At 60.6% G+C, this 21,289-nt stretch carries 17 protein-coding genes; 14 read left to right on the top strand and 3 right to left on the bottom strand.

Translation table 11 applies throughout. The features are described from left to right. Window positions 1-4 precede the first annotated feature (4 nt). From ACIK7D_RS17295 to ACIK7D_RS17285, 3 genes are read right to left on the bottom strand one after another with little or no spacing between them, the layout of a single operon-like run. Window positions 5-814 (bottom strand): putative hydro-lyase, encoded by an 810-nt coding sequence (locus tag ACIK7D_RS17295; protein WP_112766851.1) that lies wholly within the window; start codon window positions 812-814, stop codon window positions 5-7. Window positions 815-825: 11 nt separating this feature from the next. After that, window positions 826-1,593, bottom strand: coding sequence for a LamB/YcsF family protein (locus tag ACIK7D_RS17290; protein ID WP_059758319.1), 768 nt, complete (start codon window positions 1,591-1,593; stop codon window positions 826-828). A gap of 21 nt (window positions 1,594-1,614) precedes the next feature. Next, window positions 1,615-2,871, bottom strand: a complete 1,257-nt coding sequence (locus tag ACIK7D_RS17285; RefSeq protein WP_080819701.1) for an NRAMP family divalent metal transporter — start codon at window positions 2,869-2,871, stop codon at window positions 1,615-1,617. A 367-nt stretch (window positions 2,872-3,238) separates the two neighbouring features. On the opposite strand from ACIK7D_RS17285, the gene ACIK7D_RS17280 reads away from it, so the two are divergent. The 14 genes from ACIK7D_RS17280 to ACIK7D_RS17215 all read left to right on the top strand — a co-directional run bounded on the left by ACIK7D_RS17280 (window position 3,239) and on the right by ACIK7D_RS17215 (window position 21,288). Further along, window positions 3,239-3,904, top strand: coding sequence for a GntR family transcriptional regulator (locus ACIK7D_RS17280; protein ID WP_080819699.1), 666 nt, complete (start codon window positions 3,239-3,241; stop codon window positions 3,902-3,904). Between the two features lie 101 nt (window positions 3,905-4,005). Continuing rightward, a complete protein-coding gene (locus tag ACIK7D_RS17275; protein WP_003519752.1) occupies window positions 4,006-4,593 on the top strand; it encodes an ANTAR domain-containing response regulator in 588 nt (195 codons plus the stop codon). 35 nt (window positions 4,594-4,628) lie between these two features. Beyond that, window positions 4,629-5,915 carry a CmpA/NrtA family ABC transporter substrate-binding protein gene (locus ACIK7D_RS17270; RefSeq protein ID WP_400156912.1) on the top strand — a complete coding sequence of 429 codons (1,287 nt, stop codon included), beginning with the start codon at window positions 4,629-4,631 and terminating at the stop codon, window positions 5,913-5,915. A 380-nt stretch (window positions 5,916-6,295) separates the two neighbouring features. Next, on the top strand, window positions 6,296-7,588 hold the full coding sequence (locus ACIK7D_RS17265; protein WP_035263483.1) for a CmpA/NrtA family ABC transporter substrate-binding protein: 1,293 nt from the start codon (window positions 6,296-6,298) through the stop codon (window positions 7,586-7,588). 115 nt (window positions 7,589-7,703) lie between these two features. Continuing rightward, window positions 7,704-8,597 carry a nitrate ABC transporter permease gene (ntrB, locus tag ACIK7D_RS17260; protein WP_400156911.1) on the top strand — a complete coding sequence of 298 codons (894 nt, stop codon included), beginning with the start codon at window positions 7,704-7,706 and terminating at the stop codon, window positions 8,595-8,597. A 70-nt stretch (window positions 8,598-8,667) separates the two neighbouring features. Next, a complete protein-coding gene (locus tag ACIK7D_RS17255; protein WP_003497964.1) occupies window positions 8,668-9,465 on the top strand; it encodes an ABC transporter ATP-binding protein in 798 nt (265 codons plus the stop codon). Between the two features lie 5 nt (window positions 9,466-9,470). Beyond that, window positions 9,471-11,918 (top strand): nitrite reductase large subunit NirB, encoded by a 2,448-nt coding sequence (nirB, locus tag ACIK7D_RS17250; RefSeq protein ID WP_400156910.1) that lies wholly within the window; start codon window positions 9,471-9,473, stop codon window positions 11,916-11,918. A 5-nt stretch (window positions 11,919-11,923) separates the two neighbouring features. Next, window positions 11,924-12,259, top strand: a complete 336-nt coding sequence (gene nirD, locus ACIK7D_RS17245; protein ID WP_003519747.1) for a nitrite reductase small subunit NirD — start codon at window positions 11,924-11,926, stop codon at window positions 12,257-12,259. 214 nt (window positions 12,260-12,473) lie between these two features. Continuing rightward, window positions 12,474-15,122 carry a molybdopterin-dependent oxidoreductase gene (locus tag ACIK7D_RS17240; protein ID WP_400156909.1) on the top strand — a complete coding sequence of 883 codons (2,649 nt, stop codon included), beginning with the start codon at window positions 12,474-12,476 and terminating at the stop codon, window positions 15,120-15,122. After that, complete coding sequence (gene cysG / locus ACIK7D_RS17235; RefSeq protein WP_400156908.1) at window positions 15,094-16,572, top strand: siroheme synthase CysG; 1,479 nt, start codon at window positions 15,094-15,096, stop codon at window positions 16,570-16,572. Before ACIK7D_RS17240 ends, cysG begins: the two co-directional genes overlap by 29 nt. 120 nt (window positions 16,573-16,692) lie before the next feature. After that, window positions 16,693-17,466, top strand: coding sequence for a DeoR/GlpR family DNA-binding transcription regulator (locus ACIK7D_RS17230; protein ID WP_127755421.1), 774 nt, complete (start codon window positions 16,693-16,695; stop codon window positions 17,464-17,466). Window positions 17,467-17,574: 108 nt separating this feature from the next. Beyond that, the gene (locus tag ACIK7D_RS17225; RefSeq protein ID WP_400156907.1) at window positions 17,575-19,098 is read left to right on the top strand and encodes a glycerol-3-phosphate dehydrogenase; all 1,524 of its coding nucleotides are present in this window, start codon (window positions 17,575-17,577) and stop codon (window positions 19,096-19,098) included. Between the two features lie 36 nt (window positions 19,099-19,134). Then, the gene (locus tag ACIK7D_RS17220; protein ID WP_400156906.1) at window positions 19,135-20,205 is read left to right on the top strand and encodes an ABC transporter ATP-binding protein; all 1,071 of its coding nucleotides are present in this window, start codon (window positions 19,135-19,137) and stop codon (window positions 20,203-20,205) included. A gap of 12 nt (window positions 20,206-20,217) precedes the next feature. Then, window positions 20,218-21,288, top strand: coding sequence for an ABC transporter ATP-binding protein (locus ACIK7D_RS17215; RefSeq protein WP_400156905.1), 1,071 nt, complete (start codon window positions 20,218-20,220; stop codon window positions 21,286-21,288). Window position 21,289: the final 1 nt, after the last annotated feature.

Genomic DNA, 21,289 nt, shown 5'->3' with positions numbered 1-21,289 from the left:
GTCCTCACGCGTGATAGGCGGAATCGGGAATATCGGTGATGAACATGTGCCCCGGCGCATGGGTGATCGCAAAGGGCACGCCGGACGCCATCACGGCGGCCTGTGGCGTGACGCCGCAGGCCCAGAACACTGGAACTTCACCCGGCTCTATCCGCACCGCATCGCCGAAATCAGGCTTTGCAAGATCGGTAATGCCGATCTCTTCCGGTGCGCCGACATGCACGGGTGACCCGTGCACGGCCGGAAAACGTCCTGAAATGGTCGCAGCATCGGCGACGCGTGAGGCCGGGATCGGCCGCATGGAAACGACCATATTGCCCTTCAGCCGACCGGCCGGGCGGCAGGGCCGGTTCGTGAGATACATCGGCACATTGCTCTTGTCGGTCATGTGGCGGATTTCGATGCCCGCTTCCACCATCGGCGTTTCGAAGGTGAAGCTGCAGCCGATCAGGAAGGCGACGAGATCGTCCCGCTCGGCCCAGGCGGCGGTGGCGTCAGCCGTTTCCTCGACGAGCTTGCCGTCCCGCCAGATGCGGTAGAGCGGCAGGTCCGTTCTCAGATCGGCACCGGGCGCCAGAAGCGTGGTGGGCGAACCGGGATCGGAAACATCCAGCACCGGGCAGGGTTTCGGATTGCGCTGTGCATAAAGCAGGAAATCGAAGGCCCAGTCGCGCGGCAGCACGATCATGTTCGCCTGCGTGAAGCCGGGTGCAATGCCGGAGGTCGGGGCGACGAGGCCACCGCGATAGGTCGCGCGGGCCTTTCGTGCGGCGTCGGCGTCCGTGTGATTGAGATAGGATGTCGGTATCGTCATCGGCTATCCTTTCAGCGATTGGATGCGAAGGAGCGGATGTCGATGCCATCAGCCTCGAAACGGCGGCGGATTTCCTGGGCAATGGCGACGGCACCGGGGCTGTCGCCGTGCACGCAGATGGATTGCGCCTCGATCTTTATGATGCTGCCATCGATCGCCTCCAGCGTGCCTTCGCGGGCAAGCTGCACCATGCGGTCGGCGATTTTCGCCGCGTCATGCAGCACGGCACCGGCCTCGCGGCGGGAGACGAGCTGGCCCTGAGGCGTATAGGCGCGATCCGCGAAAGCTTCGGCAACGACGGCAAGACCTGCCTTGCGGGCAAGATCGAGGATAGGTGCATTCGCGAGACCCATCAGCACCAGCGAAGGATCGATGGCCTTGATGCCGTCAATGACGGCCTGTCCCTGTTTCGCGTCATTGGCGATGCGGTTGTAAAGTGCGCCATGCGGCTTGACGTAACGCACCGTGGTGCCGGCAGCGGCGGCAACGCCTTTCAGCGCGCCGATCTGGTAGATGACATCGGCGATCAGTTCTTCCGAGGTCGCGTCCAGATCGCGGCGGCCGAAGCCGACGCGGTCCGGATAGGAAACATGGGCGCCGACGACCACGCCTTTTTCGGCGGCCGCCTTGACGGTGCGGTAGATGCCGGCCGGATCGCCGGCATGAAATCCGCAGGCGATGTTGGCGCTGGAAACGATGGCGAGCATCGCCTCATCGTCTCCCATGCGCCATGCGCCGTAACTTTCGCCAAGATCGCTGTTGAGATCGATAGCGGCCATGTTTGCCTCCCTCTAATTCTATCAGTAGCCGAGCAGGGCAAAGATCGCGCCCGCCGACTTATAGGCCATATACCAGGTGAGTGCGCAGGTCAGCACGCCAAGCACCAGCAGCCAGCGCGGATAATGATATCCATGCATCAGATCCGCGCGTTTCCACGCGGCATACATGAAGATCGAAAGGCCGATCGGTAGAACGAGACCGTTGAGGCCGCCGACGAAGACGAGCATGGCTGCAGGCGGTGTGGTGATGATGATATAGGCGATCAGCGAGATGGCAATGAAGCCAACCGTTGCCAGATTACGCTGGCGCTCCGTTATGTCAGGCTTGAAAGCGGTCAGGAACGACACGGAGGTGTAGGCCGCACCGATGATGCTGGTCATGGCCGAGGCGAGGAAAACCGCGCCGAAGAGGCGGAAGCCGATATCGCCGGCAGCGGCATGGAAGGCCTGGCCTGCAGGGTTTGCCGCCTTGCCGGACAGATCGATGACCACGCCGCTGGCGACCACACCGAGGATGGCAAGGAACAGGATATAGCGCAATACGCCGGTGATGGCGATGCCGCTCAACGCCGCGCGATTGACCGCGCTGATATTTTCAACGCCCACCATTCCCTTGTCCAGCAGGCGATGCGCGCCGGCATAAGTGATATAGCCGCCGACCGTGCCGCCGACGATGGTGGTGATGGTAACGAAATCGATCGTGTCGGGCAGGAAGGTCTGGCGAAAGGCTTCCGCTACCGGCGGTCCGGAGACATATGCCGCATAAAGGATCAGCGCCAGTTTGACGAAGGCCGCGACGAAAACCACGCGGTCCATCGCGATGCCTGCGCGACGGGACAGGAAGATGCCGATGGCTGCCAGTGCGCCGATCGCGCCGCCGATCTTCGGATCGAGATCGATCATGGCGTTGAAGCCCAGACCGGCGCCGCCGATATTGCCGATGTTGAAGAACAGGCCGCCGATGATGACAAGAATGGCGAGTAGATAACCCGAGCCCGGAATGGCGGCATTGGCAATCGCCGGTGCCCGCATCCGGGTGATGGTAACGATGCGCCAGATATTGGCCTGTACGACGAAGTCGATCAGGATGGAAATAATGATGGCGAATGCGAAGGCGGCGCCCAGTTTCACCGTGAAATTCGCAGTCTGCGTGATGAAGCCCGGCCCGACGGCCGACATCGACATCAGGAACATTGCCGAAAGCAAGGCATAACGTTGATTTTTCGCCTTGCGCGCAACCTCATTCGGGTCGGCGGGCGAGAGCTTGTTCTGCTCCATGGATTTTCTCCGCTCCTGTCGCAATCCGCCCCTCGCGGATGCTTTATGCGGACGATCTTGTCCTGTTCCGTGAAATTGTCAACATTGTTCAACAATAAATAATAATCGTTCTCTTATTCTGTCTATTTGTTGGACGTTATGCGCGGGAATTCATCACGTTTTTTTCGTGCTTTGCTAATGCTTTGTGCTAAAGCATGTCGCGCAAAGTGTGCAGCGGTTTGCGATAACGACATGCGCCAACAATGGCTTAAAGCGTAAGGAGCTGGTCTGAAAGCTCCGCGACACGCTTTAAGGGCAATCATGCCGTGTCCGAACATGCCTGTCACGGAATTCCCGATGCTGCATTGCTCTTAAGGAAAGGAGCGCCATGACCGAAACGATAGAGGGTCTGCCGCTTGCGGATCGATTGGCCAAGGGCATTCGCACCCTGCTGATCTCCGGCGAGTTGATGCCGGGACAGCGCCTTTCAGAGGCAGCCTTCAGTGAACGTTTCGACGTCTCGCGCAATTCGCTGCGCGAAGCCTTTCGGCTGCTGACCAAGGACGGGCTTCTGCGCCATGAGGCAAATCGCGGCGTGTTCGTCGCCGTTCCCACCATGTCCTCGGTCATCGATATTTATCGGGTGCGGCGCATGGTGGAATGCGGAGCACTTCGCCAAGCCTGGCACAAGCATACCGCAATCAAGACGATGCGGGCAGCGGTAGAGGATGCCAAGGTCAAGCGCGAAGATGCCGACTGGCTGGGTGTGGGCAGCGCCAACATGAAGTTTCACGCCGCCGTCGTCGATCTTCTCGACAGCGCCCGCCTCAGCGATTTTTACGAGCGTATCGCCGCTGAACTCAGGCTTTGTTTCGGCTTGCTGAAAGATCCCGAACAGCTTCATTCCCCCTTCGTGGACATGAACAGCAAGATTCTGTCGCTGATGGAAGAAGGCAAGGCGCAAGAGGCCGGCGACGAGATGGAAATCTATCTCAATCTGTCCGAGCGGACGGTTCTGAAGGCGCTTGAACGCGCCGTCGAACACGCTTCCTGACATGATGCGCGGCAGGGGAGGAAACGACCCTTGCCGCTCCCGCCATTTTTTGCATCCGCAGGCGATTGCCAAGTTTGCTGCGCTGCGTCATCAATGCTGACATGACGCTTCGCGACCTGACCATTCTCGTTATCGACGAAAACGCGATCCGCGCCTCCATCATCGAGGAGGGGCTGCGCGAGGCCGGCTATCATCGCGTCACGGTCATCCACGAAGTGAACGGGGTGGCGCGCACCATCGAGACGCTGCAGCCCGATGTCATCTTCATCGATCTTGAAAATCCCAATCGTGACATGATGGAGCATCTGTTCCAGCTCACCCGAACGGTCGGCCGGCCGATCGCCATGTTTGTCGATCGCTCCGACACCGCGTCCATCGAGGCGGCCGTCGAGGCAGGCGTTTCCGCCTATGTGGTGGACGGGCTGAAGAAGGAGCGGGTCAAGCCCATTCTCGATATGGCGGTCAGCCGTTTCAATGCCTTCAGCCGTCTGCAGCGGGAACTTGCCGAAGCGAAATCGGCGCTTGAGGAACGCAAGGTCATCGAGCGCGCCAAGGGCATTTTGATGAAGATGCGCGGCCTTTCCGAAGAGGAGGCCTTTGCGCTTTTGCGGCAAACGGCAATGAACGAGAAAAAGAAGATTTCCGAGATCGCGCAAAGCGTGGTCACCGCGGCCGGTCTGTTGATGTGACGAACCGCCGGTCGGACAGTCAGGGAGTGGATGATATGGCGGCACCGGAAAAAACGGCCGGATCAGACAGCGGCGTAACGCAAGCACCGGCAATCGTCGGCAGCGACCGGCAGAAAATCCTGCGCGCCGGCTTTATTCCCCTTGTCGACGCATCCGTCCTGATTGCTGCGGCCGAATTCGGTTTCGCAGAACGCGAAGGCCTTTCGCTCGATCTCGTCAAGGACGTTTCCTGGGCGAATGTGCGCGACCGGCTGGCGTTTCGGCAATTCGATATCGCCCACATGCTGTCGCCGATGCCCGTCGCCTCCATGCTCGGGCTCGGCTCCAACCCGTCGCCGACCATCACGCCCTTTTCACTCGGACGCGGCGGCAATGCGATCACGCTCTCAACCCGGCTGTTTGCGCGGATGAAGGCTTTGACCGGGCTTTCCGAAACGGCGGGAGCGCTTGAAAACGCCGAGGCGTTGAAGCGGGTGCTCGATGATATGCGCGCCCGCGGCGAACCGACGCCGACGCTCGGCATGACCTATCCGTTTTCATCGCATAATTACGAGTTTCGCTACTGGCTTGCCGCCGGCGGCATTCACCCCGATCACGATGTCAAGCTTGTGGTGGTGCCGCCGCCATTGACCTCGGATGCGCTTGCCGCAGGGGGCATTGACGGTTTCTGCGTCGGAGCGCCGTGGAACATCGTCGCCGCCGAGCGCGGTGTCGGTCGCATCGTTGCGGCCAAACAGGATTTGTGGCCTTCCGCACCGGAAAAGGTCATCGGCATGCGACCCGAATGGGCGGAAAACCAGCAGGAAACGGTCGGACGGCTGCTGACGGCGCTCGATGCCGCCGCGCGCTGGTGCGACCTTGCCGAAAATCACGATGATCTGAGCGCAGCCCTTGCCGATCCCCGCTATATCGGCGCACCGGAAGGCATCATCCGTCGTGTGCTTGCCGGTGAATTCAGCATCGACAGCCAGGGCAACCGCCGGGTGATCGACAATTATTTCATTTTCCACGGCGGTCACGCCAATTATCCGCGCCAGAGCCAGGCATTGTGGATCTACAGCCAGATGATCCGCTGGGGGCAGGCCGAATTTTCACAGGCCGGTGTGGAGGCGGCCCTGTCTGCCTACCGGCCGGATATTTATCGGGCGGCGCTGGGCGACGCCAACGCACCTGACGATGCCGATATCCGCATCGAAGGGCAGGAAGAGCAGGACCGTTTCGTGGATGGCCTCATATTCGATCCCGCCGACATTACCGGCTACGTGAACGCCTTTTCCGTGCGCACCGCCGCGCCGTTTTCTCCGACTTCAGGCGAGACGTAAGCGGCGTCGTGCCTTTGGGGCTGCGCAAATTTCAAGCGCAGGATTCTTCTCTTTGCACAAATGGAAGACAAAAAACATGCTGATTAAAATTTAATCAGTAGATCGATTTGCAAAAATACTCTTTTATTTTCAATAATATAATCTTGTTTTTATAAACTGGCACGCCTTTTGCTTCTTGTTTTTTGCACCGGTCAACGGCGATCGGGGCAAGCAAGGCGCGGCATAGGCGCTTTCAGAAGACACAGACGTCGCAAGGTTTTGCTGCCCGGAACACCTCCCGTTCCGCAGGCGCAAACACCGAGCGGCGTTTTTTTATTTTCAGGTTTTTTCGCAAGCGAAAACGTCACCCGCAGAGGTGGCCCAATAAGGGGAACATGCGAATGAAAAAAATATTCTCCGGCGATGTCAGCCGCCGCACGATACTGAAGACGACAGCCACCGCCGCCCTTGTCAGCGCCGTGCGCGTGGCCTTTCCGTCCGGTGCTTTCGCAGCCACCGCCGAGCCAGAGGTGAAAGGCGCGAAAATCGGCTTTATCGCGCTCACCGATGCCGCCCCGCTCATCATTGCGGCGGAAAAGGGCCTGTTCGCCAAACACGGCATGCCGGATGTCGAGGTTCTGAAACAGGCCTCCTGGGGTGCGACGCGCGACAATCTCGTGCTAGGCGGCGCATCGAACGGCATCGATGGCGCGCATATTCTGACACCGATGCCCTATCTCATGCATACCGGCAAGGTGACGCAGAACAATGTGCCGGTGCCGATGACCATCCTCGCCCGCCTCAACCTCGACAGCCAGGGCATTTCCGTCGCTAAGGAATATGCAGAGACTGGCGTTCAGCTCGATGCTTCCAAGTTGAAGGCGGCTTTCGAGAAGAAGAAGGCCGAAGGCAAGGAAATCAAGGCTGCCATGACCTTCCCCGGCGGCACGCATGATCTCTGGATCCGCTACTGGCTTGCCGCCGGCGGCATCGATCCGGACAAGGACGTCTCCACCATCGTCGTTCCGCCGCCGCAGATGGTCGCCAATATGAAGGTCGGCAACATGGACGTCTTCTGTGTGGGCGAGCCCTGGAACGAGCAGCTCGTCAATCAGGGCATCGGTTTTACGGCCTGTACCACCGGCGAACTCTGGAAGGGCCATCCGGAAAAGGCGCTCGGCATGCGCGCCGACTGGGTGGAAAAGAACCCCAACGCCACCAAGGCGCTGCTGATGGCCGTGATGGAGGCGCAGCAATGGTGCGACGAAATGGCGAACAAGGAGGAAATGTCCACCATCCTCGGCAAACGCCAATGGTTCAACGTGCCGCCGAAGGATGTGCTTGGCCGCCTGAAGGGCAATATCAATTACGGCAACGGCCGCGTGCTCGAAAATACCGGCCTGCAGATGAAGTTCTGGCAGGACCATGCCTCCTATCCCTTCCGCAGCCATGACAGCTGGTTCATCGCGGAAAACATCCGCTGGGGCAAATTCGCACCCGACACGGATGTGAAGGCGCTGGTCGAGAAGGTGAACCGCGAGGATATCTGGCGCGCGGCGGCCAAGGATCTCGGCGTCGCCGATCTTCCCGCCTCCACCTCGCGCGGCAAGGAAACCTTCTTCGACGGCAAGGTCTTCGATCCGGAAAATCCGTCGGCCTATCTCGAAAGCCTGTCCATCAAGGCGGCCTCCTGAGGAGGAGACCCGGGGTATCGCCCCTCATCCGCCAGGTGCGCTGCCCAACCAGCGCGACTGAAGACCGGATGAGGGGCGAGCCCCAGACCGCAACCGAAATCAAGAGGAAACGCCCATGTCCGCATTGGCCCGAAAATTCAACGAAGAGCCGCAGCAGCCGGTAGCGCAGAAGGCAAACGTCGTGGCGCTTGCGCCGAAACAGTCGCCGCGGATCGATCTGCGCAAATGGGGTGCGGCCGCCGCACGCAACATCATCCCGCCGCTTGTCGTTCTCGCCATTCTGCTCGGCGTCTGGCAATTGCTCTGTTCCGCCCCCGGCTCATCGCTGCCGCCGCCGAGCCAGGTTTTCGAGGAGAGCTACGATCTCATCGTATCGCCCTTCTTCCACAACGGTTCGCAGGATATCGGCCTTGGCTGGCGCGTGCTGGTCTCGCTGGAGCGTGTGGCTTACGGTTTCGGCCTTGCCGCCATTGCCGGCATCATCCTCGGTGCGGTGATCGGCCAGTCGGTCTGGGCCATGCGCGGTCTCGACCCGATCTTTCAGGTGCTGCGCACCGTGCCACCGCTTGCCTGGCTGCCGCTTTCGCTGGCCGCCTTTCAGGACAGCAATCCTTCCGCCATTTTCGTGATCTTCATCACCTCCATCTGGCCGGTCATCATCAATACCGCAGTCGGCGTGCGCAATATTCCGCAGGACTACCGCAACGTGGCGCAGGTGCTGCGGCTCAACCAGCTGGAATTCTTCTTCAAGATCATGCTGCCTTCGGCGGCACCCTACATCTTCACCGGCCTGCGCATCGGTGTCGGCCTTTCGTGGCTCGCGATCGTCGCGGCGGAAATGCTGACCGGCGGCGTCGGCATCGGCTTCTTCATCTGGGATGCGTGGAACTCCTCGCGCCTGCCCGACATCATCGTGGCGCTCGTTTACATCGGCGTCGTCGGCTTCGTGCTCGACAAGCTGGTGGCGGCGCTCGGCAAGGTCATCACCCGCGGCGCTGCGGCAAATTAAGAGACAAGCAATTCCAGGAAAAGTGGAAACCGGTTTTCCGTCCGGAATTGCGTCAGAGGAGAAATCAATCATGAACGCTTATCTGAAGCTCGATCACATCGACAAATATTTCGACAAGGGCGGCTCGCGCGCCGAGGTGCTGAAAGGCATCAATCTCACCATCGAAAAAGGCGAATTCGTCTCCGTCATCGGCCATTCCGGCTGCGGCAAGTCCACCATGCTCAACCTCATTGCCGGGCTGACGAAAGTGTCTGCCGGCGCCGTTCTGCTCGAAAACCGCGAAGTCAACGAGCCGGGTCCGGAGCGCGCCGTGGTGTTCCAGAACCACAGCCTGCTGCCCTGGCTTTCGGTTTATGAAAACGTCAACCTCGCTGTCGAGAAGGTCTTCCGCAATACCAAGACCCGGGCCGAGCGGCATGACTGGGTCATGCGCAATCTCGATCTCGTGCAGATGGCCCATGCCAAGGACAAGAAACCGTCTGAAATTTCCGGCGGCATGAAGCAGCGTGTCGGCATTGCCCGCGCGCTCGCCATGGAGCCGAAGATCCTGCTGCTGGACGAGCCCTTCGGTGCGCTGGACGCGCTGACCCGTGCCCATCTCCAGGATGCGGTGATGGAAATCCACGCCCGGCTCGGCAACACCATGGTCATGATTACCCATGATGTCGACGAGGCGGTGCTGCTCTCCGACCGTATCGTGATGATGACCAACGGTCCCGCCGCCCATATCGGCGAAGTGCTGGAGGTGCCGCTGGCACGCCCGCGCAACCGCATCGAGCTTGCATCCGACAAGACCTATCTCAAATGCCGCGAGGCCGTGCTGAAGTTCCTTTACGAACGTCACCGCTTCGTCGAAGCCGCGGAGTAACGACCATGACGCAAAAACTCGTCATCATCGGCAATGGCATGGCGCCGGGGCGCATGCTGGAGAACCTGTTCGAAACCGCCCCCGGCCTTTACGACGTCACCATTTTCAACGCCGAGCCGCGCGTCAATTACGACCGCATTATGCTCTCGCCGGTGCTCTCAGGCGAAAAGAGCTATGAAGACATCGTCATCCACAATGACGAATGGTATGCGGCTAACAATGTCACGCTGCACAAGGGCGCAAAGGTCACCGGTATCGACCGCGACAGGAAGACCGTGAGCAGCGAAAACGGCATAACGGTTTCCTACGACAAGCTGGTGATCGCCACCGGTTCGTCGCCCTTCATCATTCCCGTCCCCGGCCATCAATTGCCGGGCGTGCTCGCCTACCGCGATCTCGACGATGTGACGAAGATGCTGGCGATCGCCGAGGGCAAGGGCCGTGCCATCGTCATCGGCGCTGGTCTTCTCGGGCTGGAGGCCGCCTATGGCCTGAAGCGTCAGGGCATGGATGTCACCGTCATCCACCTGATGCCGACGATCATGGAGCGTCAGCTCGACCCGGCAGCGGCCTATCTTCTCGAAAAAGCGCTCAATGAGCGCGGCATCGACATCATCACCAAAGCCAATACCAAATGCATTCTGGGTGAGGAGAAGGTCGAAGGCATCGAGCTGGAAGACGGCCGGGTCATCAAGGGCGACATGGTGGTGATGGCGGTCGGCATCCGTCCTGCCTCGGGTCTTGCCAAGGAGGCCGGCATCGCCGTCAATCGCGGCATCGTGGTGGATGACGGCATGATGACGTCGGACGCCTCGATCTATGCGCTTGGCGAATGCGCCGAACATCGCGGCATGTGTTATGGCCTCGTTGCGCCGCTTTATGAATCGGCGCGGGTGCTGGCAGACCGGCTGTGCGGCGGTTCGGCCGAATATCATGGCTCCGTTACCAATACCAAGCTGAAGGTCACCGGCATCAACCTGTTTTCCGCCGGCGATTTCGCAGAAGGCGACGACCGCGAGGAAATCGTGCTGCGCGACGCCACCGCAGGCGTCTATAAGCGCCTGATCCTCAAGGAAAACCGCATCATCGGCGCGGTTCTCTATGGCGAGACGGCGGATGGGTCTTGGTTCTTCGATCTGATGAAGAAATCGACCGATATTTCCGCCATGCGCGAAACCCTGATCTTCGGCCAAGCCTATCAGGGAGGGTCGCCGCTGGACCCTATGGCGGCCGTTGCAGCCTTGCCGGATGATGCGGAAATCTGCGGCTGCAACGGCGTCTGCAAGGGCAAGATCACCTCGGCCATCACTTCCAAGGGGCTGACCTCGCTGGATGATGTGCGCGCCCACACGAAGGCATCCGCCTCCTGCGGCAATTGCACCGGCCTTGTCGAGCAGCTGATGACGATAACGCTCGGCGACAGCTATAATCCCGCTGCCGTGCAGCCCATGTGCAAATGCACCGATCTCGGCCACGACGATGTGCGCCGTCTGATCAAGGCCAAGGGGCTGAAGACCATCCCAGCCGTAATGCAGGAGCTGGAATGGAAGACCTCCTGCGGCTGCGCCAAATGCCGGCCGGCGCTCAATTATTACCTCGTCTGCGACTGGCCGGATGAATATGCCGACGATTACCAATCGCGCTATATCAACGAGCGCGTCCACGCCAATATCCAGAAGGACGGCACCTATTCCGTAGTGCCGCGCATGTGGGGCGGCGTTACCTCTTCCTCCGAACTGAGGGCGATTGCGGATGTGGTCGACAAGTTCGAAATCCCGATGGTGAAGGTAACGGGCGGCCAGCGCATCGATCTTCTCGGCATCGAGAAGGAGGATTTGCCGGCGGTCTGGGCCGATCTCGGCAAGGCCGGCTTCATTTCCGGCCAGGCCTACGCCAAAGGTTTGCGCACGGTCAAAACCTGCGTCGGCCAGCAATGGTGCCGCTTCGGCACGCAGGATTCCACTGGGCTTGGCATCCGCATCGAAAAATTCATGTGGGGCTCGTGGACGCCCGCCAAGCTGAAACTTGCCGTTTCCGGCTGTCCGCGCAACTGCGCGGAGGCGACCTGCAAGGATATCGGCGTCATCTGCGTCGATTCCGGTTTCGAGATCCATTTCGCCGGTGCCGCCGGTCTCGATATCAAGGGCACGGAAGTTCTGGGTCTTGTCAAAACCGAGGATGAGGCGCTGGAGCACATCGTGGCGCTGACGCAGATGTATCGCGAACAGGCGCGCTATCTCGAGCGCATCTACAAATGGGCCAAGCGCATCGGTTACGACGAAATCCGCCGCCAGATCATGGACGATGCGGAAAAGCGCAAGGCCTATTTCGACCGCTTCGTCTTCAGCCAGAACTTCGCGCAGGTCGATCCCTGGTCGGAACGCGTATCCGGCCACGACAAGCACGAATTCAGGCCCATGGCGGCAATCGGTTTCAGTGAGGCGGCGGAGTGAGAACGATGGACAGCAACTGGATCGATATTGGCGATATCTCCGACATTCCCCTGCGCGGCGCGCGTTGCGTCAAAACGCCGATGGGCAAGATCGCCGTGTTCCGCACGGCGGAAAATCAGGTCTTTGCCATCGAGGACCATTGCCCGCACAAGGGCGGGCCGCTGAGCCAGGGCATCGTGCATGGCGCTTCGGTGACATGTCCGCTGCACAACTGGGTGATTTCGCTGGAGACCGGCAAGGCGCTTGGGGCGGATGAGGGCGAGGTGCGGACCATTCCGGTGCGTAATCTGGATGGAAGGCTTTCGATAGCGCTCGAAACCCTGATGATTGCGGCGGAGTGAATTGCGATGGCGGTGGCTTTACCCCCCTCTGCCCTGCCGGGCATCTCCCCCTCAAGGGGGGAGATCGACAAGCGGAGGGCTCCTCGTTCCCTCTCCACCGGCGACGACGCCAGTTGTGAAAGGAAGTTTGTGCCGCGATTGATCTCCCCCCTTGAGGGGGAGATGTCCGGCAGGACAGAGGGGGGTAACCGCCAGGCACTGAGGGGGCAAACCCATGCCCGTTGAAACAAAAACCACCTGTCCCTATTGCGGCGTCGGCTGCGGCGTCATCGCCACTGTCAAAGACGATGGCGCGGTGTCCGTCAGAGGCGATCAGGACCACCCCGCCAATTTCGGCCGGCTGTGTTCCAAAGGTTCGGCTCTGGCTGAAACCATCGACCTCGACGGTCGCCTGCTCCACCCCGAAATCAGCGGCAGACGGGCGGCATGGAACGAAGCGCTTGATCTCGTCGCTTCCCGGTTCTCTCAAGCCATCGCCGAACACGGCCCGGATTCGGTTGCCTTTTACGTCTCCGGCCAATTGCTGACCGAGGATTATTACCTCGCCAACAAGCTGATGAAGGGTTTTATCGGCTCGGCCAATATCGATACCAATTCCAGGCTCTGCATGTCGTCTTCCGTCGCCGGCCATCGCCGTGCCTTCGGGGCCGATACGGTGCCGGGCACCTATGAGGATATGGAGCTTGCCGATCTGGTGATCCTCACCGGTTCCAATCTCGCCTGGTGCCATCCGGTGCTTTACCAAAGGCTTGCGGCGGCAAAGGCGGCGCGGCCGGAAATGAAGGTCGTCGTTATCGATCCGCGCCGGACGATGAGCGCCGATATTGCCGACATGCACCTCGCCATCCGCCCGGATGGAGACGTGGCGCTGTTTACCGGCCTGCTGGCGCATCTTTCCGACAGCAGCGCAATCGATCGCGATTATGTGGAAAGTCACACGGCCGGTTTTGATGCAGCGATGCAGGCCGCAAGCGAGCATAGTCTGCCGGAGATCGCCGAGGCCACCGGCCTGACAGTCGCCGAACTGATTTCCTTTTACGAATTGTTCGAAGGCACCGAAAAAACCGTCACCTGTTACAGTCAGGGCGTCAACCAGTCGCAGAGCGGCACGGACAAGGTTAACGCGATCATCAATTGCCACCTTGCCACCGGCCGCATCGGCAGGCCGGGCATGGGCCCGTTTTCGCTGACCGGCCAGCCGAACGCCATGGGCGGGCGCGAAGTCGGCGGGCTGGCCAACATGCTGGCCGCCCATATGGCCATCGAAAGTGCCGAAGACCGCGACCGCGTGCAGCGTTTCTGGTCCTCACCCGCCATTGCGCAAAGGCCCGGACTGAAGGCGGTGGATATGTTCCGGGCGGTGGCCGAGGGCCGCATCAAGGCGCTGTGGATCATGGCGACCAACCCTGTCGTTTCCATGCCGGATGCCGGTGCCGTCGAGGCGGCCATCAGGGCCTGTCCCTTCGTTGTGGTGTCCGATGTCATGGCGAGTACCGATACGGCCCGCCATGCCCATGTGCTTCTGCCATCGCTTGGTTGGGGGGAAAAGGACGGCACCGTCACCAATTCCGAGCGGCGCATTTCCCGCCAGCGCGGTTTTCTCGCGGCACCCGGCGAAGCGAAAGCGGACTGGTGGCAAATGGCGGAAGTGGGCCGGCGCATGGGTTTCGGCACGGCCTTCGCCTATGGCCAGGCATCGGAGATTTTTGCCGAACATGCCGCTCTTTCCGGCTTTGAGAACGCGGGCAGTCGCGATTTCGATATCAGCGGTGTCGAGCGGAATTCCTACGATGCGATGACGCCGTTTCAATGGCCGAAAGCCGGGCCGGGCGACGCCGTCGTTACCCGCTTTTTCGCCGATGGCCGGTTTTACCATGCCGATGGCAAGGCGCGGTTTATTGTCACCACCCTGCCGGAGACGGGCAGAACATCGGCGGATTATCCGCTGACGCTGAATACCGGCCGCATCCGCGATCAATGGCACACCATGACCCGCACGGGCAAAAGTGCGCGCCTTACTGCCCATATCGCCGAACCCTTCGCCGAGCTTCATCCGCGCGATGCGCAGGCGTTGGGTATCGAAAGCGCCGATCTGGTGGAACTGGAAAGCCCCCATGGCAAGGTTCTGCTGCGGGCGCTGGTCAGCGAAAGGCAGGCGCGCGGCTCGGTATTTGCGCCGATGCACTGGAACGATCAGTTCGCGTCGCAGGCGCGCATTGATGTCGTGGTTGCCCCGGTGACGGACCCGCATTCCGGCCAGCCCGCCTCGAAAAATGTGGCGGTGAAGGCACGGCGCTTCGAAGCGAAAGCCTATGGTTTCGCCATCTCCCGCATCCGACCGGATGCGCCGAATTGTGCCTATTGGGCCACGGCCAAAGCCGATGGCGGCTATCGCATGGAGCTTGCCTTTGTCGAGGAGCCGCAGGACTGGACACTCTGGGCGAGGCAGGTCTTCGGCATAGAGGCCAGGATCGAGCCGCTGGGTTATAGCGACCGGCAGACGGGCGACCTGCGCCTTGCCTTCTTCGACGGCGATATCCTGCTGGCGGCCCTGTTCGTCGCCAGGGAGCCAGTGGCCGTTGCCCGCAACTGGGCGATCTCGCAATTGACCGAACGTCATGAGGATCTGCGCATGCGTTTTGCGCTGGTCGCCGGTCGCCCCGGTGCCGGCCGCGCCGATCCGGGCGCCACCGTCTGCTCCTGCTTTAATGTGGGGGTGAACCAGATAACGGCGGCCATCCGCGACGGCTGCCATAGCGTCGAAGCCATCGGCAAGGCGTTGAATGCCGGAACCAATTGCGGCTCCTGCCGCGCCGAAATCAGGGGGATCATCGATGGATGCCTTAAAACCGCAGCGGAATGAACCGGCTCGCATGGAAAGATTAGCCAAGTTGCCGGTCTTCTGGGGGCTTGAGGGGAAGCGCGTGGTGCTGGCGGGCGGATCGGATGGGGCCGCCTGGAAGGCGGAACTGCTGCTGGCCTGCGGGGCGGAGCTTCATCTTTATTGCGAGGAAAGCGAGCTGTCGGAAAGCTTTGCAGCGCTTGTCGCAAAAGGCCAGATGCTGAGATGGCATGACCGTCCGTGGGCTCCGGATATTTTCGAGGGTGCGGAACTGGCGCTGGCGGATTGCGAGACCGATGCGGAAGCCGGGAGTTTCTACGATGCCGCGCGGGCGGCCGGCGTTCCCGTCAATGTCATCGACAAGCCGGAATTCTGCCAGTTCCAGTTCGGCTCCATCGTCAATCGCTCGCCGGTGGTGGTGTCTATCTCCACCGATGGCGCAGCACCCATTCTGGCGCAGGCCATCCGCCGGCGCATCGAGACATTGCTGCCGCTTTCGCTGAAGGACTGGGGCGCGCTTGCCCAGACAATCCGCGAGCGCGTCAATCTGCGGCTCGCTCCCGGTGCGTCGCGGCGTTCTTTCTGGGAAAAATTCGTCGATCGCGCCTTTACCGAAAGGCTGGATGAGGGCAGCGAGGAACGGCTGCTTGCGGATATCGGAATGCAGGTTGCGCGGGCAGGATCGGGGCGCGGCCTTGTAACGCTTGTAGGTGCCGGACCGGGCGATGCCGAACTACTGACGCTGAAAGCGGTGCGCGCTTTGCAGGCGGCCGATGTCATCCTGTTCGATGATCTCGTTTCAGCCGAGGTGCTGGAACTGGCGCGGCGGGAGGCGAAGCGCATGCTGGTCGGCAAGCGCGGCGGCCGGGAAAGCTGCAGGCAGGAAGATATCAATGACATGATGATCCGCCTCGCCAAGGCCGGCAAACGGGTGGTGCGGTTGAAATCCGGCGATCCAATGATTTTCGGGCGCGCCGGCGAGGAGATCGCCGCGCTGGAGGCTGAAAATATCCCGGTCGAGATTGTGCCCGGCATCACCGCCGCAAGCGCCATGGCCTCGCGCCTGGGTGTTTCCCTGACCCATCGCGACCATGCCCAGTCGGTTCGCTTCGTCACCGGCCATTCCCGGCAGGGAAAGCTGCCGGAGAATATCGACTGGCAATCCCTGTCGAACCCCTCCGTGACAACCGTTTTCTATATGGGCGGGCGAACCGCCGGGGATATCCAGTCCTGCCTGCTCGCCCACGGAATGCCCGCTTCGACGCCCGTGGTCGTGATGATTTCCGTCAGCCGCGCCAATGAACAACGATGGTGCGGTTCGCTTGCGCAACTGGCTGTCGCGGTAGAGAGACTGGGTGTGAACGAACCTGTGTTGATCGGCATCGGGGATACGTTCCATTCCGCTTCCGCGGCATTTTCGGTTACCGGCAGTGAGGAAGCCAATTCTGTCTCTGTACAAAAAGCGGGCTAACAAGATTTTTTGACAGTTTCCGCTAACCGGCGATCCTTCCCGCCGTACACCCTCCCTTGACATTGGTTTTTCGTTCGCTCTTCAATAAAACGAAAAAATTGAAAGAGGAGGGAGGGTGAAATGCTGCTCACACCGCGTCAGGATGAAATCGTTGCGCTGGCGAAAGCGAACGGGCGGGTGCTGGTCGACGAGCTGGCGGCGCGGTTCTCAGTCACTCCCCAGACGATCCGCAAGGACCTGAACGATCTCTGCGATACGCGGGTTCTGACCCGCATCCACGGCGGCGCGCTTTTTCCAAGCGGCAATGAAAACGTCAAATACGAGGCGCGTCGGGCGATCGCCTCTTCCGAAAAGCAGGCGATCGGCGCCGCCGCTGCCGCCCTCATCCCCAACAACTCGTCACTCTTCATCAATATCGGCACGACGACCGAAGCCGTGGGCGAAGCGCTGGCGGATCATCACGAGTTGATGGTCATCACCAACAACATCAATGTTGCCAACAGGTTGAGGGTCTTTCCCGGCATCGAGGTGGTGATTGCCGGCGGTGTCGTGCGCGGTTCCGATGGCGGTATCGTCGGCGAGGCGGCGGTGGATTTCATCCGTCAGTTCAAGGTGGATTTTGCCGTCATCGGCGTTTCGGCCATCGATGAGGATGGTGCTTTGCTGGATTTCGACTTTCGTGAGGTCAAGGTCGCGCAGGCAATCATCTCCAATGCGCGCCATGTCATTCTGGTGTCGGATTCGCTCAAATTCGAGCGCACGGCTCCGGTTCGTATCGGCCATCTTTCCCAGGTGCATACTTTCATCACCGATCATTGTCCGGTGGATTCGATCCGGTCCATCTGTGCCGATCATGACGTCCGGTTGATCGAAACCGAGATGGCCGAGTCCTGATCGGGACGGCCCATGAATTTCGTTTGACATTCGTTTTGTCTTCGAATTAGATGTCCATGCTTTCAGTATATCGATGAGGAGAGCGTCGATGAAAGCGCGGGAGGATCCATGTCTGACGAGGCAATCCACGATATTTTCGTGATCGGCGGCGGTATCAATGGCTGCGGTATCGCGCGTGACGCCGTCGGCAGGGGCTATTCCGTCGCACTTGCGGAAATGAACGATTTCGCCTCCGGCACCTCGTCCGCCGCCACCAAGCTTATCCATGGCGGTTTACGTTATCTCGAACATTACGAGTTTCGTCTGGTGCGCGAAGCGCTGATGGAACGTGAGGTGCTGTGGGCCATGGCGCCGCACATCATCTGGCCCATGCGCTTCGTACTGCCGTTCCAGAAAGGTGGCGTGCGCCCGGCCTGGCTCGTGCGCCTCGGGCTATTTCTTTACGACCATCTCGGCGGCCGCAAGCTTCTGCCCGCGACCCGCTCGCTCGATCTGCGCCGCGATCCCGCCGGGAAACCTTTGAAACCGATTTTTGCCCGCGCCTTCGAATATTCGGATGGCTGGGTGGACGATGCCCGCCTGGTGGTGCTGAATGCCCGCGACGCCGCCAATCGCGGCGCGCTCATCCTCAACCGCACGCAGGTGGTTTCAGCCCGGCGCGAAGGCGCCTTCTGGCGGGTCGAAACGAAAAATGCCGCCGGAGAGGCCAAGACCTATCGGGCGCGCATGCTGGTAAATGCCGCGGGTCCCTGGGTGGACAAGGTGCTGTCCTCGGCATTCGGCAAAAACAACGTCCATAATGTCCGCCTGGTGCAGGGCAGCCACATCATCGTGCGCAGGAAATTTTCCGATCCGCGTGCTTATTTTTTCCAGAATCCGGACGGGCGGATCATCTTCGCCATTCCCTATGAACAGGACTTTACGCTGATCGGCACGACGGATCGCGACTATACCGCCGACCCCCGGGCTGTTAAGATCAGCGACGAGGAGATCAGCTATCTTTGCAATGCGGCGAGCGAATATTTCGCTGAACCGGTGGAGCCGGCGGATATCGTCTGGACCTATTCCGGTGTGCGCCCGCTGTTCGATGACGGGGCATCGAAGGCGCAGGAAGCGACCCGCGATTATGTGCTGAAAACCGAAGGGGCGGAAGGCGAAGCGCCTCTTCTCAATATTTTCGGCGGCAAGCTCACCACCTATCGGCGGCTTGCCGAACATGCTCTTGAAAAAATCGGCGATGCGCTGGGTGAAAAGGGCGCGCCATGGACGGCGGGCTCACATTTGCCGGGTGGAAATTTCGGCGCCGAGGCCTACACCGCGGAAGTTTCGGCGCTGCGGTCGCGTTACTCCTTTCTTGAAGAGCGTCATGCGGAGCGGCTTGTGCGCTGCTACGGAACGGATGCAGCGGTGCTGATCGGCAATGCGACAGAGGCGGCGGCGCTGGGTCGGTATTTCGGCGGTACGCTCTACGAGGCTGAGGTTCGCTGGCTGATGGCGCGGGAGTGGGCGCTGACGGCGGAGGATATTCTGTGGCGCCGCACCAAGCAGGGGCTCTTTTTTACCCCGGAAGAGGTGCGTGGGCTGGAGGATTATGTCGAAGACATTGCAGGTGGGCGCTTAAGGGCAATCTGACGATCCGGATAAAAGCGGAGGAGGCTTTGGATCACCATGCTTGAATTGCGAAACGTCTCTAAGATGGTGGGCGGTGAATATCATATTCACCCGACCGATCTGACGTTGCAGCGCGGAAGCCTGAACGTCCTGCTTGGACCGACACTTTCGGGCAAGACGACGCTGATGCGGCTGATGGCCGGGCTGGACAAGCCGAGCGCCGGCTCGATCTTTTTCAATGGCGAAGATGTGACGGGATGGCCGGTGCAGAAGCGCAACGTCGCCATGGTCTATCAGCAGTTCATCAACTATCCGGCGCTCAGCGTTTACGAAAACATCGCCTCGCCCATGCGCGTTGCCGGCAAGGACCAGGCGACCATCGACAGGGAAGTGAGGAAAGCCGCCGAGCTTCTGAAGCTGACACCCTATCTAGACCGAACGCCGCTCAATCTTTCCGGCGGTCAGCAGCAGCGCACAGCACTTGCCCGCGCCATCGTCAAGAACGCCAATCTGGTACTGCTCGATGAGCCGCTGGCCAATCTCGATTACAAGCTGCGCGAAGAGTTGCGCGAAGAACTGCCGCGCATTTTCGCCGAATCCGGCGCCATCTTCGTTTATGCCACCACCGAACCTTCCGAGGCGTTGCTTTTGGGCGGCAATACCGCAACGCTCAATGAGGGCAGGGTAACGCAGTTCAGCCGTACCATCGAGGTTTACCGGCGTCCGGTGGATATCGTCACCGCGGAAATTTTTGCAGACCCGCCGCTCAACACCATCGAGGTCGTCAAGGCGGGCGGTGCATTCACCCGTGCCGACCAGACGGTGATTGCGGTGCCGGCGCATCTTGCCGCCGTGCCGGATGGACCTTTGACCATTGCGTTCCAGCCGCATCATCTTTTCCCGCAGGCGAAGGGCGAGGCCCGCCAGTCGATCCGGGCGCGGACGCTGATTTCGGAAATCGCCGGATCGGAAAGCTTCGTGCATGTGGAATTTTCGGGCCGGCGCTGGGTCATGCTGGCGCATGGCATTCACGACATCGAGCCGGACAGGGACATAGAGCTGTTTCTCGATACTAAACACTTGATGGCCTTTGACGCGAATGGCCGCGCCATCGGCGAAGCGGCTTGAGGGAGATCGGTCATGGCACGCATCACGCTCGATCACATCCGCCACGCCTATAACGCAAAGGCGCAGGCTGCCGGCGACTATGCGCTGAAGGAAGTCCACCATGAATGGGAGGACGGTGGCGCCTATGCGCTGCTCGGCCCTTCCGGCTGCGGCAAGACCACGCTGCTCAACATCATTTCCGGGCTGCTGCGCCCCTCCGAAGGCCGCATCGCCTTTGACGGAACGGACGTGACGGATTTCGCAACGGAAGATCGCAATATCGCCCAGGTCTTTCAGTTCCCGGTCGTCTACGACACGATGACGGTCTATGACAATCTGGCCTTTCCGCTGCGCAACCGGCATGTGCCGGAAGCCGAGGTGGACCGCCGGGTGCGGGAAATCCTCGAAATGACCGATCTTTCCGGCATGGCCAAACGCCATGCGCGTGGTCTGACGGCGGATCAGAAACAGAAGATCTCGCTGGCGCGCGGGCTCGTGCGGTCCGATGTCAACGCCATCCTCTTCGACGAGCCGCTGACGGTCATCGACCCGCATATGAAATGGGTGCTGCGCTCGCAGCTGAAACGGCTGCACCGACAGTCCGGTTTCACCATGGTTTATGTCACCCATGACCAGACCGAAGCGCTGACCTTCGCCGACAAGGTTGTGGTCATGTATGACGGTCAGATCGTCCAGATCGGCACGCCGGCTGAACTTTTCGAGCGGCCGGGACATACCTTCGTCGGTTATTTCATCGGCTCGCCGGGAATGAACGTGCTGCCCGCCAGTATCGACGGCGCGACCGCAATGGTCGGCGGCCTTGGTGTGCCGCTGGCCGGTGCGCCAAAGGTTGACGGAGCGCAACGCATCGAGATCGGCATCCGCCCGGAATTTGTCCGGCTGGAACGGGGCGGCATGCCCATCATTGTCGACAAGGTCGAGGATATCGGCCGGCAGAAGATCGTGCGCGCCCGGTTCGCCGGCCAGAAACTCGCGATCGTCGTTGCCGAAGACGAGGAAATCCCGGCGGAAGCGGGTGTTCGCTTCGATCCGGCCGCGATCGGCGTCTTCGCCGACTCGTGGCGTGTAAAGATGGGGGCCTGAC

It is taken from the genome of Agrobacterium sp. P15N1-A, from assembly GCF_044626815.1.
Taxonomy (GTDB): Bacteria; Pseudomonadota; Alphaproteobacteria; order Rhizobiales; family Rhizobiaceae; genus Agrobacterium; species Agrobacterium leguminum.
The sequence above is the reverse complement of the archived record's forward strand: the minus strand, read 5'-3'. Positions and strand labels throughout refer to the sequence as shown.